Here is a 15,851-nt window from a genome sequence, read left to right on the forward strand (position 1 = left end):
TCGTTCCTGGCATGTCAGGACCACCCCTGGCGTGTTGCTGTCGCACCGGTCCATACTCGCCTCACCGCAGTCACCTGTAGTAGGCAAAGGAGCCGACCCATGAGTGCAGAACTGACCCCGTACCTGAACTTCGGCGGTACTGCCAGGGAGGCGATGGAGTATTACGCATCGATCTTCGGCGGCATTCCCGAGGTCATGACCTTCGGTCAAGGCGGCATGGAGGGCGTGGATCCTGACCTGGTGATGCACTCGTCGTTGGTGGGCGGCAACGGGTTCCGCATCTTCGGCGCTGACGCCCCGCCGGCGATGGGCCCCACTCCGGTCGCCGGCAACATCACCATGTCGCTGTCCGGTGACGACGAGCAGGCGCTCACCGGCTACTGGCAGGCACTGTCCGACGGTGGAACGGTACGGACGCCCCTGGCCCGGGCGCCCTGGGGGGACAGCTACGGCGACCTCGTCGACAAGTTCGGCATTGCCTGGCTCGTCAACATCTCCGGAGTAGCAGCGGAAGCCTGACCCGCCCCTTCGCGGTTCTGACGGTCGTCTGCAGCCGACGTTCGCGGTTCTGACGGTCGTGTGCAGCCGACGTTCGCGGTTCTGACGGTCGTGTGTAGCCGACGTTCGCGGTTCTGACGGTCGCGTGCAGTCGACGTTCGCGGTCCTGACGGTCGTGTGCAGTCGACGTTCGCGGATGCCTCGGTCGGGTGAACGCCGGACCTTCCATCTCCACGCTCTGAGACTTGCCTCCCGGTTCGGCCTACCCGGTGGCTACTTCGGGCGATCGTTGCTACCGTCCGCGGTGTACCGATGACGACGGGTGTGACGAACCCCGAGTCGGTACCGTCCTGATCGTCGTCATCGATCCTGTTGAAGAGGCCCGTGTGCTGCGGGCGAAGATATGGTGGCACCGCGAGCTCCCGATCGCCCACATCTCCCGGGGTACTTCTCCAGGAGGTGAATCGATTGTCCCGCAACACATCCACTCCCGACCTACCGCTGCCGCGATCGCTCTGTGCAGATCCAGGGCCGACCGGGAACCGCATCCGCATCGAAGGGTGGGTCCACCGACGCCGACGCCTGTCGTCCGTCACCTTCGTGGTGATCCGCGACCGATCCGGGCTGCTGCAGACGGTCGTGACCGATCCGGCCACCCGTGCGCAACTCGACTCCATCGGCGAGGAATCAGTGGTCACCGTCATTGGGGTGTCCGCCATGAACCCCCAGGCCCCGGGCGGCCACGAGCTGGTCGATGTCGAGTTCACCGTGCTCTCCCACGCGGAGACCCCGCCGATCGCACTCTGGCGACCAGAACTCGACGTCAGCCTGCCGGTGATGCTCGACCATGCGGCGGTCAGCTGGCGTCATCCGGAACGGCGCAAGGTGTGGCAGGTTGCGGCCGCGTCGCTCCGCGGCTTCCGGAACACGTTGGAGCGGAGCGGTTCCACCGAGATCCAGACACCGAAGATCGTGGCCGGATCGACTGAATCCGGCGCGAACACCTTCACCCTCGACTACCTCGGACAGCCGGCATACCTCGCCCAGTCGCCGCAGTTCTACAAGCAGACGATGGTCGGCGTGTTCGAACGGGTGCATGAGGTCGGGCCGGTGTTCCGCGCCGAACCACACGACACCGTCCGCCACCTCTCGGAGTACGTATCGCTCGATGCGGAGATCGGCTTCATCACCGATCACCGCGACGTGCTGGCGCTGTTGCGAACCGTGCTCGCCGGTATGCGGGAGGAGGTGGCGGCGGTCGACCTGCCGATCGGCGCCGTCGTTCCCGAGATCCCGGACGAGATCCCGACGATCCACTTCTCCCGCGCACTCGAGCTGGCGGGTGCACCGGACGACGAGCCGGACCTGGCGCCCGAGCACGAGCGGAAGCTGGGAGCCTGGGCACGAGACGAGTTCGGCTCGGATTTCCTTGCGGTGGAAGGCTATCCGGCGGCCAAGCGGCCGTTCTACACCCATCCCCAGCCGGACGATCCGCGATGGACCAACTCCTTCGACCTGCTGTTCCGCGGGTTGGAACTGGTGACGGGTGGCCAGCGGTTGCATCACTACCAGGACTGTCTCGATGCGCTCGACGCCCGTGGCGAGGACCCTGCCGGGTATGTCGGTTATCTGGAGGCGTTCCGGCACGGGATGCCGCCCCACGGTGGCTTCGCGATCGGGCTGGAGCGCTGGGTGTCCCGGGTGCTGGGTCTGGACAACATCAGGCTCGCGACGCTGTTCCCGCGGGACGTGCACCGGCTGGTGCCGTGAGCCGTGCTGTGCGCGGTCAGGTCGGCGCGATCACTCGCTGCAGGGTCGCGTAACCCGCAGGCTCCCAGGTCGGCTTCCCGCCGGGAAGGCAGAGTCGCCCGTTGCGCCCGATCTCGATGAGCCCGAGTGCTCGCAGCACGGCCCATCCGCGGGCCCGGGCGATGGTGGCCCCGTCTGCCCGCGCGTAGCAGTCGAAGAACCGAACCGCGGCGCCCGTCGGCAGCAGGATCCAGGCCGCCGACAGGTCGGTCGCCGGATCGCCCGAGCACAGATCGCCGAAATCGAGCACCCCGGCCAGGGTCCCGTCGACGACGGTCACGTTCGCCGGGTGCAGGTCGCTGTGCAGCCACAGTGCCGGGCCGTGCCAGGCGGGCGCTGCGACCGCGGCTGCCCAGACCGCTTGCACCACAACGGTGTCGACACTCTGGTCGAGCTTCCCGAGAGCGGTGTCGAGGCGCTGCTGCGGATCCAGCGGCAGGCCGCGCGGGGGGTTCACCGGTGCGTCATCGGGTGCCGGGACGTGGAGTGCGCGCAGGAATGCTGCCAGAGTCCGCGCGGCGCCCGGGTCGGTGACGGGGGTGGTGTCGGCGGGTTCTCCCTCGACCCATCGGGCGATGGTCCAGGTGTGCGGGAACGACGCGGACGGTGTGCCGACGCGTACCGGGACCGGCGTGGGCAACGGCAGCCGGCCGGCCAGGGTGGGCAACCACGTCCGTTCCTTGACCAGCAGGCCAGGTGCCCGATCGGTCCGCGGAAGCCGCACGGCCAGCTCGTCCCCGAGCCGCCACTGCTGGTTGTCCCAGCCGCCGGCGACCTCCTGCAACGGGAGTTCAGCCAGGTCGGGATGCTGCTCCTGCAGCAGGGATCGCACGAGGCGCTGCTCGAATCGGACGTCCTGCATCTGGTTCCTCTCGATCCACCCTGGCGGCACCGTCACCACCGGTGGTCCCCTTCGTACACTGACCGCGTGGTGTCGACCTGGGACGTGTCATCGGTGGGGGTGCTGCAGATGCCATCCGGCCGGGTCGTACGGGGACGCGGTCTGCGCCGGCCACTGCCCCGCCGGCGTAGCCCCGGAGTTCGACGCTGACTGCCGGCCCGCAGCACTTCTGGGCGGGGAGAATCGGACATATGTTCCCCGCCCATCGGGTGGAGTCAAGTCGATGGTCGAGCGCTAGCATCAGTCCCAGCGGGTAACGGCCATTCCCACGGATTGCGGAGTCCGCGTGACCAAGGAGCCGCAATGGAATCGAGTCCGGAAGCACTGACCGCCGAGTTGTTGTCCCGGACCCGGGAGATGCCGGTCAACGACACCGACCGGCTGCTGAGCGTCGCCACTGCCGCGATCGTCGAGCTGGGCATTGCCGACAGCGTGAGCATCCTGGAGCGCGTCGGAGACCACGAGTTCACGACCCGCGCACCCACGGACGACCGCGCGACCGCAGTCGATCGGTTGCAGCGAGAATTTCACGAGGGCCCCTGCGTCGAGGCGTCCTACGACGAGGGCGTGGTCTGCTCGAACGACATCGATGCCGATGACCGCTGGCCTCGCTGGGGACCCGCCGCCGTCCAGGAAGGCATCTCGGCCGTCATCAGCGTCCAGCTGTACGTCAAGGACGACACCATGGGGGCGTTGAACATGTTCCACGCTACCCGCCAGAGTTTCACCTCCGACGATCTGGAGATCGCCCGGATGGTTGCGGTTCCGATCTCGATCGAACTCGCGCACTGCCGTCAGGACGAGAACCTGTGGAGGGCCATCGACGCCCGACATCGCATCGGCCAAGCGCAGGGCATCCTGATGGAGCGCTTCCAGATTCCAGCAGACGCGGCATTTGCCGTGCTGCGGCGGCTGTCCCAGCAGGGCAACACCAAGTTGCACCTCATCGCGGACGACATCGTCCGCACCGGGCAGCTCCCGCCCGGAGCCGACAGCGCGGTTCAGGGCTGACCGAGGGCAGCAGACGACCCCAGCCGCGCGGTTGCTGGACGGCTGGGGTCTGGCACGCGACCACTCCGCGGCTCGATCGCCTGCTACCTACCTGTTGCTCGAAAATCGCACAGTGCAAACCCCATGCAGCAGACTCGTCGTGGGTGAACCCCTGTGGTTCGGTGCAGTTCATGGCGCGCGGACCTGGGTGAAGGGGCCCTCAGAGGAGTCGGCGCCGGCCTCCCCTGCGAGCTGGTCTTGGGTACGGTGCCCGTCATGGGGCCCGCGGGGAAGCAGTCGATGAGACCGGGTACGGGGTATTGGCTGTGGTTGTTCGGAGCCATCTGGGCTGAACTCGGCTCGACGGTGACGCTGTTCGCGATCACGTGGACCGCCACCGGATTCGGCGGTGGGGCGGCGGGTCTGGTCGCGACTTCGACCATGCTTCTCCGACTGGTCCTGCTGCTCGGCGGCGGTTCCACCGCCGACCGCTTCGGCCCACGACGAGTGATGATCACCTGTGACTTCTGCATGCTCGCAGTGACACTCGGCATGGCCGCCTGGTTCGCGCTGCAGGGCCCCACGGTCGGTTCACTGCTGGTGTTCGGTTGCGTGCTCGGCATCGTCTCGGCGTTCTACATGCCTGCGTCCGGGGTGTTTCCTCGACTGTTCGTGGACGACGGTCAACTCGGCCGCGTGATGGCCACGACGAGTACCGGGCTCCAGCTCGCCCGCATCGCTGGGCCGGCGTTGGGCGGCATTCTGCTGGCCTGGATCGGGCTCTCCTGGGTGGTGGCGCTCAACGCGGCCACCTTCTTGCTGGTCGCCTCGATCATCCTGTTCGTCGTCCCGCCCCGACCTCATCGCCCGCCCGACAGCACTCCCGTCGGGTTCCGCGAGTCCTGGCGAGACCTGAAAGCTGCTGGTCACCATCGGATCCTCGTTCCGCTGCTGGTCGCGCTCGGGGCACTGGTGGCCGGGGTGACGCCCGCGATAGCACTGCTGATTCCGCTGCTCAGCCGTGATCGCGGTTGGTCGGCGGCCAGCGCGGGCCTGATGGAAGGCGCCTTCATGGCAGCGGCCCTGGTGGTCGGCGCACTGGTCGCAACGCGCGGAACGCTGCGGCGTGACAGCATCCCGATGATCTGGGGCCCGGTACTCGCGGCGGCCGGTCTGATCGGCATGGCATGGGCTCCCGCCGTCTGGATGGCTTGCGCCGCAGCGGCAACCACGAGCCTCGGGATGGTGTCGTTCAACTGCCACGCCCTGCCCCGATTCCTGGCAGCCAGTCCACCGGGAGCGCAGGCGCGTCTCCAAGCTGTGCTCGCGGTGACCACCACCGTCCCCATGCTCGCGCTCAGCGGCCCGTACGGACTTCTCGCGCAGCATGCCTCGCCGGGCTGGGCATTGGGTGTCGCGGCTGTGTTCGCGGCGGCGGCGGGCGTCGTCGTCGCGATCACGCACCCCTGGACCGCACCAACGGTCGCTCCCGTCGGCTGAGCGTCATTCCCGCCGGGGTGGCCCGATGTCGAGATCGGCGGGGCGGCTGCGTCCTGTGGGTAGGAGCGGGAGCCACCCGCCTCGTACTCGATGAACGCTGAGGGAGAACCGACATGGCCGTCGCCGCTGATCTTGACCGCGCCACCGACTCGCAGTGGGACTGGGTCGCTGAACAGACCCGGACGTATCTCACCTCGGGTGGGGCCCAGGGACACGAATCGGACGGAGTGCGCGTGCTCGTGCTCGCCACCACCGGGCGAACCACCGGACAGCCTCGACGAACGTGCCTGATCTACGGCACGTCGGGCGACGAATTCGTCCTCGTCGCCTCGAAGGGCGGCGCTGACGAGGACCCCGACTGGTTCAAGAACCTTCAGGCCCACCCCAGCGTCGGGGTACAGGCTGGGTCCCGACGATTCACCTGCCGGGCCCGCTCGGCGTCTTCGGTCGAACGAGACACCCTCTGGCCCCAGATGGTGGGCATCTTCCCGCTCTACGAGGAGTACGCCCACCAGACGGACCGCCAGATTCCGGTCGTACTGCTGACGCCTCACGACTGAACCGTCCACCTGGCGCGGCCGCGACCGACCGCCATCAACACCAGCCACCGCCCCACCGCAGAGAGTAGAGCTCATGCCCATCAAGCTGGAGAACGTCGCCATCGCTGTGCGGGACCTCGAAGAGACGATCGCCTTCTTCGCCGACCTCGGGTTGACCGTTCTCGGCCGGGACACGGTCAGCGGCGAGTGGACCGATACCGCCGTCGGCCTCGACGGCAACCACGCCAAGATCGCCATGCTCCAGACGCCGGACGGGAACGGTCACCTCGAGCTCTTCGAGTACATCCACCCCGACGCGATCGAGACGAGCCCCACCCGACCCAACGAGATCGGCATGCACCGCGTCGCGTTCTCGGTGGACGGCCTCGATGAGGCACTCAGGATCGCGGCGAAACACGGCTGCCACCCGTTGCGCGGGGTGGCGACGTACGAGGACGTCTACAAGCTCACCTATCTCCGCGGCCCCAGCGGCATCATCGTGATGCTCGCCGAGAGCCTTGGTAGTCGCTGACCGGTGTCGAGCGCGAGTGTCTCCCTGTCGTTCTCGACGGCTCCGGCGCAGAGCTGCCGGAGGTACCTGAGTTCCGTGTCCCGGAAGTGGATCGCATACAGCTTCGCCGCCAGAGCAAGACCCTCGGGTCAGTTGCGTGTTCCAGCTGACCGACCGAGCCCGGGCGCCGGGGAGTCATCCGTGCGACGCTGGAACTCGAGCGCGGCACCTGCGTGCTCCCGGCTCGAGCAGTCTCGCATCCGCCGCCGATCCCAGGAGAGCCGTCGTGAGCACCCCGGTCCGCCCGCAGGGCCTCGCCCTCCGACCCCCCGAGCACCAGGTGGACCCCCGGTGCCGTCGGTGGTGGGCGGTCCAGATCCTGCTGGGCTTCGGCATCCCCGCCGTGGCGCTGCTCGTTTCCGGCTTGCTCTTCGCGAGTGCTCGGGTGTGGGTCTGGGTGCCCGGCGGGTTGGCGGCTGCGGCAGCGATCGGCGGCTCGCTGCTCGCTGCCGGCCGTGCTGTTCCGGATCCACCGTTGGGAGGTGACGGACGTTGCCGTCTACGCACGAAGCGGCTGGCTGTGGCAGGAATGGCGAGCAGCGCCGCTGTCCCGGGTGCAGACCGTCGACACCGAACGTGGCCCCCTGCAACGGATGTTCGGACTGGTCACCGTCACCGTCACCACCGCATCAGCCAAGGGGCCGGTCCGGATCGAGGCCCTCGACGCAGCCCTGGCCGAAGACATCGCGCATCGACTGACCGCGTTGGCGCAGCAGCAGGCCCCCGCGGATGCCGCGGATGCCACCTGATGAGTCCATCCGTGGAGGGCCCGCTCGCAGCGAAAGAGCTGCTCATTGCGGGCGAACAGCTGGACAGGAGCACCGTCTCGGCGTCGGCTCTCGAGGCCGGCGCTGCCGTTGCTGCCGCCGCTGTGCCGACCGGGATCGGTCTGCGGATCGGCGACATCTCGTGGGGATGGACGCTCACCTGGCTGATCGGCGGAACCGTTCTGCTGGCCGCCGCTGTGGCGGTGATCGAGTGGATCCGGCTGCGCTGCACCAGGTTCCGCATCGGCGACGAGCGGGTCGAGTACGTCGTCAGCCTGCTCGCCACCAAGCGCACTTCGCTGCCCCGCGAACGCATCCGCACGGTGGACATCACCGCGAACCCGGCCCAGCGATGGCTCAGGGTCGCCGACATCCGGCTGGGTACCGGCGATCGGCAGGGTGACATCACGCTGAAGTCCATCGACGCGGCGCGGGCCGAGACGCTGCGTCGGGAGTTGCTCCGGCGAGTTCCCGGCAGCGATGCAGCGGTCCCACCCGACGGTTCGGCACCGGAGGTCGGTGTGCTGGTGCGGTTCCGACTCGGCTGGATCCGGTTCGCGCCCATCAGTTTCTGGACGCCGGTGCTCGGTGCGGGTGCGTTCGGAGTGGTGCTGCAGGTGGCTAACTGGTTCGGTGCCGAGAACGTGGTGTTGCGCTGGATCTCCGATCGGTTCGAGGATGTCCCGCTGCTCGCCGAGATCGGCATCCTGGCCGTCGTCGCGCTGCTGGTCGGCGCCGTGGCCAGCCTGGCCATCTTCACCGAGGCCTGGTGGCAGTACACCCTGGAACGCGAGCCGGACGGTTCGCTCCGGATCCGCCGCGGCCTGTTGATCCGGCGGTCCACCACTTTCGAGGAACGGCGGTTGCGCGGTCTGGTGCTGGTCCGGCCGCTCGGACTGCGGATCGCCGGGGCCGCGCGGTTGGACGTGCTGGCCACCGGGCTGCAGCAGCAGGACGACGACAGCAAGGCCTCCGAGCCGGACACCCTGATGCCCGCAGCTCCGCTGGCTCTGGCCGTCCGGGTGGCACGCGCCGTCCTCGATGACCCGGTGCTCGATCCCGACCGGCCACTGATCGCCCATCCGGCAGCCGCCCGCCGTCGCCGCTGGGTCAGGGCGGCCCTCGCGGTGCTCGCCGCCACCGGCGGATTGCTGCTGCTGGGGGCTCTGCTGACCGAGGTACTGAGCTGGCTGGCCCTGGCGCTGCTGCTGCCCTCGGCAGCGTTCGCGGCATGGTCGGCCGCGGACAACTACGCCGGTCTGGGCCACCATGCCACCGAGGGGTACGTGCTGCTGCGGTCCGGGTCGGTCGCCCGCCGGACGGTGGCGCTGTCCCGAGCGGGTCTGCTCGGCTGGAACCTGCGGCAATCTCCGCTGCAACGCCGGGCCGGGCTCGTCACCCTGATCGCCACCACCGCCTCCGGTGACGGTGCCTTGCGGCTCCCCGATCTCGGGACCAGACAGGCGATCGAGCTGCTCGCCGACACCGCGCCCGAGTGGAGCCGCCTGACTCCGAAGAGCAGGTCTCTCGAGTGACCAGCTGGCCGGCTGGGACGAATGGGCCTCGGGCGACCAGGAAGCATGGGAGAAAACAGCTGGAGACGGGGTCACGTCTGAGGCACGGTGAGACCGATCGGTCGATCTGGACCCGGCTCGGTGGGTTCAGCGCACCATCCGCTTCTCCGGCAGGTTCCAGACCTCATAGAGGCTGCGCACGCCGTCCTCGACGAAACCGTGCTTGGCGTAGAACGCAGTCGCCCTGGCGTTGTCCGCCGCCAGCCACACCTGGGCGGGCGCGTCACCCAGCGCCGCGTCCAGCAGTGCGGGTCCGACGCCGGTGCCGTAGGTCTGCGCCAGCACGTAGATCGACCACAGCTCGAGAGCTCGCACAGCATCTTCGCCGCGCGACGGTCCCACGGACGCGAATCCGACCAGCTGCCCGTCCTCCTCGGCGACCACGGTGCCGACGGTGACGCCGTCCACCTGTGTCGTCGGCTGCCCCAGTGCGCGGGTCCACATGGCGCGGCGCTCGTCCACGTCGAAGCCGGCGATCACGTCGGGAGAGACGAGTCCGGTGTACGTCTCGTGCCACGCCTGGATGTGGAGCTCCGCGAGTCGTGCGGCATCGGCGGGGACGGCTGGTCTGAGGAACAGCATCCGCCGAGGGTAGCGAGTACCGGTGCCAAGGTCTGATTGCCCGCTCTGTGGGTCGGAGGTGACGGGCCCCGGTGGCCGTGAGCAGTGATCTGATTCCTGCCGTCGCTCAGGTGGTCCGGCGGCTGTTGCGAGACCGAACGGCGATGAGAGCACAGCAGACGACAGCGATGCCACCGACAGCGGTCGCCCAGGTGATCCGCTCGTGGAGGATCAGCGCTGCCCAGCAGATGCTCATGACGGGCTGACCGAGCTGCACCTGGCTCACCTGGGCGAGCGGGCCGATCGCCAGACCTCGGTACCAGGCGACGAAACCGAGGAACATGCTCACCACGCCGAGGTAGGCGAAGCAGAGCCACTGACCTGAGGTGCCCGACGGCGGCTGCTCGAGCACGGCAGCGCAGGTCAGGACGAGCATCACCGGCGCCGCGACCACCAATGCCCAGGAGATCGTCTGCCACGAGCCCAGAGACCTCGCCAGCACACCCCCTTCCGCATAGGCGATCGCGCACACGACAACCGCCGCGAAGAGCAGGCCATCTGCGGCGTGCATCCGTCCGAGGCCGCCGTTCTGAATCACGGCGAACACCACGGCCGCGATGGCGCCCGCGCCCGCGGCGGCCCAGAATGCCCGGCCTGGGCGCTCACGTGTTCGCAGGACCGAGACGACCGCCGTCGCTGCGGGCAGCAGCGCGATCACCACAGCGCCGTGGCTGGCGGGAGCTTCGGTGAGGGCGAACGAGGTCAGCAAGGGGAAGCCGAGAACTGCTCCCGCGGCGACGACGATGACGCCGAACCACTGTCGGCCGCGTGGCCGCCGCTGTCGGCCCACGGCGAGTGCAATCGCAGCGATCGCAGCGGCAACCACTGCGCGAGCACTGCCCACGAACAACGGCGACATCTGCCCGGACTGAACGGCGTTGCGCGTCAGCGGAACAGTGAACGAGAAGGCAAGGACGCCGAGCAGACCCCAGGCAATACCGGCTCGCGACGTTGATAGCGGAGGTCCCGCTGTTGTGGTAGCGCTACTCTTGCTCGTCATGGATGACGATAGCAGTGCGGGCATTGTCCGCGAGCTGCGGGCGTGGATTGCGGGGACCACTCCCGGGTCTCGGCTGCCGTCGACGCGGGAGCTCGCCGCTGCCCACGGGGCAGGCCCGGTCACGGTGCAGAAGGCGCTTCGGACGCTGGTGGCACAGGGTCTTGTCGAGACCCGCCCCGGCGTCGGTACCTTCGTGCGCTCGATCCGCAGTGTTCACACCGCCGACTACACCTGGCAGACCGCGGCCCTCGGACAAGCACGGGGACCCAGGCCCCCGACCTCGTCGGCACTGCGCAGCGTGTCGAGCGATGTCCTGGCCCTGCACTCGGGATACCCGGACCGCGAGCTCCTCCCGGAGCGACTCGTGCGCGCGGCACTCGCCCGGGCCGCGCGCAGCGACGTGACCTTCGAACGTGCACCGTCGGCCGGGCTGCCGCAGTTGCGATCGTGGTTCGCGGCCGAACTCGCAGCGCAGGCCTCGCCACAGGTCGCTGCCCCGACGGCGCGCGATGTGCTCATTCTTCCGGGCAGCCAGATCGGTCTGGGATCCGTGTTCCGCAGCATCGCCGGCCCGGCAGGGGTGCTGCTGATCGAATCTCCGACCTACTGGGGTGCCATCCGGGCGGCCGCGCAGGTCGGCACCTCCCTCGTTCCCATTACGACCGGTCCCGACGGGCCGGATCTCGTCGCTCTCGATCGGGCGTTCAGCGAAACCGGTGCGCGAGGGTTCTATGCGCAGCCGACGTTCGCCAACCCCACCGGCGTGCACTGGAGCACCAGCCACGCGCGGGCAGTGCTCGACATCGTCCGCGACCACGGGGCGTTCCTGATCGAGGACGACTGGGCTCATGATTTCGGGATCACCGCCGACGCGGTTCCGGTCGCCGCCCACGACGACGGGGGACATGTGGTGTACCTGCGCTCGCTGACCAAGAGCGTCTCGCCGGCGATCCGGGTGGCCGCGGTCGTGGCCCGCGGTCCCCTCCTCGAGCGACTCCACGCCGAGGTCCAGGCCCAGTCGATGTACGTCAGCGGTGTGCTCCAAGCAGCCGCACTGGATGTGGTGACCCAGCCTGCGTGGCGAGCTCATCTTCGCGGTCTTCGTCAGCAACTCCGTGCCCGACGCGACCTGCTCCTCGATGCCCTGGCGACGCATGTTCCCGCAGCAGAGGTGAATCTGATTCCCGCCGGCGGCCTCAACCTCTGGGCGCGACTTCCCGACGGGACGGACCTTCCGCGTCTGGCACGTGATGCGGAGCAGCGTGGCGTCATCATCGCCACCGGGGACGAGTGGTTTCCCTCAGAACCCACCGGACGCCACCTGCGACTGAACTTCGCGGGCCCCGATCCGAGCGCGTTCGCAGCAGCCGCCGCCGCCCTCGGTGACGCACTGGCCGCGCAGGGCTGAGACCCGTGCCACCAACTGCACCAGCAAGTGCCAGGCGCAGAACCGGATCCGCGGAACGCTGCCGGCCCCGCCGAGCCCGGTCGACCCGACGCCGATCGGCGATTGACCACCGGTCTCGACACGCGATTGCTCCGAACGGGTCGGTCTCCGACCCGTTCGGGCGTCGGGCTCGGAGGCGCCGGGATTCGCAACGGATACAGCGATAAGTTCCATCCGTGCGGAGGATCGACGATCACCCTGCAGGTTTCCTACGCTCACCCTCGTGGGTTCCTCACCCCGGCGGTTGCGCCGTCCCCGGCGTCTGCTCGGTGCGTGTTGTGCCCTGGTGACAGTCCTGGCCGGGTGCACGGGCAACCCACCGCCGATCGCCGTGCTGCCGACCGCAGCGACAGCCTCGCCGACGTCCGGCTCCACCTCGAGCATCGCCGGCACCACGACCACCTCCCCAGCCGCTCCGGTCAGCACTGCGACCCAGATCGCCTTAACCACCACAGGTTCCGGTGACGATCCTCAGCGCACCGTGCTGCGCACCGAGGAGGAGGCGCCGCGGACCCGGACCGACGAGATCCTCGCCGCCCTGTCCACCGGAGCGCCGACCGTGCAGTTGGCGATCGATGCCTTCGACGTCAGCATCGCGGACCTACCGGGCGCGACACAGAGTGCGCTGCCCGACGGTGACGGGCTGCCGCCCGGGCAGGTCATGGAACTGATCAACAGCGCACGAGGCTCGCTCACCGCGGCACAGGTCGCGATCATCGACGAGTACACCGCAGGCGAGCAGATCGCCGTGCTCGACGTGCCGGGCGGAGCACCCGGCGGACCATCGGCGCCGAGCACCGCGGGCGGATCCATGACGCCCACCACGGCGGGTACCTCAGCGCCGACCACCACCACCACGGCGGGCACCACAGCGCCGAGCACCACCACCGCGTCCGAGACAACTCCCACGACGTCCCAGGGGCTGCGCGGCATGCTCGGGTGGGCTGCGGCAGCCCCGAGCGAGGTGAAGCTCAGGGCGCTGCTGCAGCAGACCATCAACGATTGGCTGGCCTACCGACCCGCCGTGGTCAACACCTACGCACAGGTCGTTCTGGAGAAACTGACCAAGCAGCCCAAGGGGAAGAACCTCCGGGACGCGCTGATGTACGTCGATCCCGCCTTCATCGCCGCCCACCCGACGCAGTGCCGGATCAGCGTGACGCCGCTGGCGCTCGGTGGAGCCCACTCGGACTTCTACTACCAGGTGATCTTCGCCCACGAGCTCTTCCACTGCCACCAGGCCAGGGTCAACCTGCGCTCCCCCGCCTGGGTGGTGGAGGGCAGCGCGGACTTCGCTTCCTACGACCTGTACCGCTCACGCGCGCCCGCCGAGCGGCAGTACGAGCTGTTCGACGAATGGTGGTCGATTCCGAAGAAGCCGTTGGCGAAGTCCACCTACGATGCCTGGCCGCTGTACGACATCTACCGGGAGCGGACCGGCGGCGACCCCTATCCGGCGATCGACGCGATGCTTGCCGTGGGCGGAACCGACCCCGCGACGATCCTGGCCGCGGGTGGAATGGACGGCCAGGTCTACTCGCTGATGATCCAGTCGACCTCGTCCCGCGCCGCCACGGCACCGGATGCGTTGTGGCGCTACACCTGGCCCGGTCGCAGCACCGAGTACGGCCCGCACGACAACGAGATCAAGTACCCCGCCCAGGGGGTGGGTCTGCTCGAGATCGAGAGCATGCCGCACTTCAGCCACGCCGCCTCCCGGGTGCCATTCACCGGCCAGGTCGTGATGGTCGAGCTCCGGCCCTCCCACGGCGATCTGTTGACGATCGCGCAATCACGCACGGTGTCCCTGGGGGAGGGACAACGGACGTGGTTCTGCCTGCAGCCCAGCGTGTGTCGCTGTCCGGAGAACTTCGAGCCGAAGTTCGACTGGACCATGGCGCAGCCGAAGTTGACCTTCGCCATGTCGTTCCAGGACGCGTCGACGTCGGTCGACGTCGACGCCCGGAAGTGGGACGAGAAGACCTTCTGCACCGAGCGGCCGCAGAAGCCGGTGCGCTCCGGGCACTCCGACGGCGACCCGCACCTTCAGACGTTCGACGGGCTCAGCTACGACGCGATGCAACTCGGGGAGTTCGTCACGACGCAGGACATCGGCGGCGACTTCACCGTCCAGGAGCGCCACGAACCAGCGACATTCGGTACCGCGGTGACCTCGCTGGCGATGTCCGACGGCGAGCACCGGGTGACGGTGACGCTGCCGACCCCGGAGGCCGACCCGGTCATCGAGGTGGACGGGAACGTCGAGGTCGCAACAACTTTCACCGCCGGTGGGATCTCCGGCGCGAACACCTCCACCGAGGACGCTGCTCAGGAGTGGACGTTCACCTGGCCGGACGGCTCGCAGGTCGCCGCGCACATCAAGCTGGGGATCAACGTCAGCGTCTCGCCGGCCGAGGCGCGACTGTCGCGGCTGGAGGGACTGCTCGGAACCCCCGACGGGACCTTCCTCGACGACCTGACCAGTCCGCTGGGCGGACTCGACAACCTGGACGCCTTCCAGGAGCAGTGGTTGGTGACGAGTGCGTCGTCGCTGTTCGACTACGAACCAGGGCAGAGTGCTGAGACGTTCCGCACCGCGCCGCGACCCGCCCTGGTGCCGATCAAGCAGGAGGCGCTCGACGCCTGCACCGCATCGTTGGGTGAGAACGCCACCTCCGTCGAGATCCGTTCCTGTGCCTTCGATGTCAGCGCTACCGGCAACGACGACTACACGCAGGTGTACCAGCAGGTCGTCGAAGATCGCCAGCAGGAAGAGGCGCTGCAGGACCCCGACACCCCGCTGCCCGATCCGACGACACCGTCGTCGACCAGCCCCGGTTCTCCCGGCCGACAGGGCTCGGCAGCGCTCACGGTGGATGGCGTGGTCGAACCACCCGGCAGCTACGGCAGTGATCTCGTCGAGGGCAGCGTGGAAGTGGTCGCCGGCACTGTCGTCGTCCTCCGCGCGTCCTGCCCGGCGGACGCCGAACTCGATCTCGGTGCCGATCTGCAGATCGGTGAGACCCACTCGAGCCTGTTCCTCTGCGGTCCCAACGTCCGGCTGCAGACCTACGACCAGCAGGGAGACGACGTGGTACCGCCCGGCGAGGCCTACGCACTGATGACGGAGAGCGGCACCCTGACCATCTCGTTGGACACCGCATCGCAGGTCCAGGTCGCGGCCTCGGTGGAGGTGTTCGTGGACCCTGAACCACAGGAGATCCGTGGCCCGGACGTGCCCACGACGGGTCAGAAGATCACCCTGGACGGTATCGCCGACACGGTGGTGGTGTGGATGTCGACGGGCGCCGGTGAATCCGTCGACTGGACCGTCACCGGGGCCCCGAAGTCGTTGTGCCGCAAGATCTACTACGTCGGCCGCGACAGCCCGGACCCGATGCTCGGTTCGGTGTGTGGCCAGCAGGCCGACTTCGGCCTCACCCCGGGCACCGCCGAGCTGCCGTTCGTCTTCTTCCAACGCACCGACGGTACCGCCGAATTCACCCTGACCAGGGTCCCGAAATGACCGGGTGGGTTCCACGTGCTCAGGAACGCGGATCGGGCTGCGGCGACGATTTCGATGCTCGCTCCGATGCTGTCGACGCGGTGGGCGTCGTCTCAGAAGCCCGACTGC

Annotated in this window: 12 protein-coding genes and 2 pseudogenes; 11 read left to right on the plus strand and 3 right to left on the minus strand. The window is 68.6% G+C overall.

What is annotated here, in order from left to right:
* The first annotated feature begins 99 nt into the window (after positions 1-99).
* The gene (locus ABLG96_RS00630; protein WP_353649506.1) at positions 100-519 is read left to right on the plus strand and encodes a VOC family protein; all 420 of its coding nucleotides are present in this window, start codon (positions 100-102) and stop codon (positions 517-519) included.
* A gap of 480 nt (positions 520-999) precedes the next feature.
* On the plus strand, positions 1,000-2,268 hold the full coding sequence (gene aspS, locus ABLG96_RS00635; RefSeq protein ID WP_353651629.1) for an aspartate--tRNA(Asn) ligase: 1,269 nt from the start codon (positions 1,000-1,002) through the stop codon (positions 2,266-2,268).
* Positions 2,269-2,284: 16 nt separating this feature from the next.
* On the opposite strand, the gene ABLG96_RS00640 is transcribed toward aspS, so the two are convergent.
* The gene (locus ABLG96_RS00640) at positions 2,285-3,169 is read right to left on the minus strand and encodes an aminoglycoside phosphotransferase family protein (protein ID WP_353649507.1); all 885 of its coding nucleotides are present in this window, start codon (positions 3,167-3,169) and stop codon (positions 2,285-2,287) included.
* A 66-nt stretch (positions 3,170-3,235) separates the two neighbouring features.
* Here ABLG96_RS00640 and ABLG96_RS00645 point away from each other — a divergent pair.
* The 7 genes and pseudogenes from ABLG96_RS00645 to ABLG96_RS00675 all read left to right on the plus strand — a co-directional run.
* Positions 3,236-3,328: pseudogene (locus tag ABLG96_RS00645) on the plus strand (protein phosphatase); the annotation flags it as partial.
* Positions 3,329-3,511: 183 nt separating this feature from the next.
* Entirely contained in the window at positions 3,512-4,219 is a 708-nt protein-coding gene (locus ABLG96_RS00650) for a GAF and ANTAR domain-containing protein (RefSeq protein ID WP_353649508.1), read from the plus strand.
* 255 nt (positions 4,220-4,474) lie between these two features.
* Positions 4,475-5,698 carry an MFS transporter gene (locus ABLG96_RS00655; protein WP_353649509.1) on the plus strand — a complete coding sequence of 408 codons (1,224 nt, stop codon included), beginning with the start codon at positions 4,475-4,477 and terminating at the stop codon, positions 5,696-5,698.
* A gap of 113 nt (positions 5,699-5,811) precedes the next feature.
* Positions 5,812-6,258, plus strand: a complete 447-nt coding sequence (locus ABLG96_RS00660; protein WP_353649510.1) for a nitroreductase family deazaflavin-dependent oxidoreductase — start codon at positions 5,812-5,814, stop codon at positions 6,256-6,258.
* 73 nt (positions 6,259-6,331) lie between these two features.
* A complete protein-coding gene (locus ABLG96_RS00665) occupies positions 6,332-6,769 on the plus strand; it encodes a VOC family protein (RefSeq protein WP_353649511.1) in 438 nt (145 codons plus the stop codon).
* 265 nt (positions 6,770-7,034) lie between these two features.
* Positions 7,035-7,557, plus strand: a pseudogene (locus tag ABLG96_RS00670) (PH domain-containing protein).
* Entirely contained in the window at positions 7,557-9,110 is a 1,554-nt protein-coding gene (locus ABLG96_RS00675) for a PH domain-containing protein (RefSeq protein WP_353649512.1), read from the plus strand. Before ABLG96_RS00670 ends, ABLG96_RS00675 begins: the two are co-directional and overlap by 1 nt.
* A gap of 126 nt (positions 9,111-9,236) precedes the next feature.
* Here the strand turns inward: ABLG96_RS00675 and ABLG96_RS00680 are convergent, their stop codons facing one another.
* Positions 9,237-9,731, minus strand: coding sequence for a GNAT family N-acetyltransferase (locus ABLG96_RS00680; protein WP_353649513.1), 495 nt, complete (start codon positions 9,729-9,731; stop codon positions 9,237-9,239).
* Between the two features lie 106 nt (positions 9,732-9,837).
* The gene (locus ABLG96_RS00685; protein ID WP_353649514.1) at positions 9,838-10,770 is read right to left on the minus strand and encodes a DMT family transporter; all 933 of its coding nucleotides are present in this window, start codon (positions 10,768-10,770) and stop codon (positions 9,838-9,840) included.
* On the opposite strand from ABLG96_RS00685, the gene ABLG96_RS00690 reads away from it, so the two are divergent.
* Positions 10,769-12,178, plus strand: a complete 1,410-nt coding sequence (locus ABLG96_RS00690; protein ID WP_353649515.1) for a PLP-dependent aminotransferase family protein — start codon at positions 10,769-10,771, stop codon at positions 12,176-12,178. The genes ABLG96_RS00685 and ABLG96_RS00690 overlap by 2 nt on opposite strands.
* A gap of 262 nt (positions 12,179-12,440) precedes the next feature.
* Complete coding sequence (locus ABLG96_RS00695; protein WP_353649516.1) at positions 12,441-15,743, plus strand: VWD domain-containing protein; 3,303 nt, start codon at positions 12,441-12,443, stop codon at positions 15,741-15,743.
* Positions 15,744-15,851 lie beyond the last annotated feature (108 nt).

The sequence above is a fragment of the Nakamurella sp. A5-74 genome (assembly GCF_040438885.1).
Taxonomy (GTDB): Bacteria; Actinomycetota; Actinomycetes; order Mycobacteriales; family Nakamurellaceae; genus Nakamurella.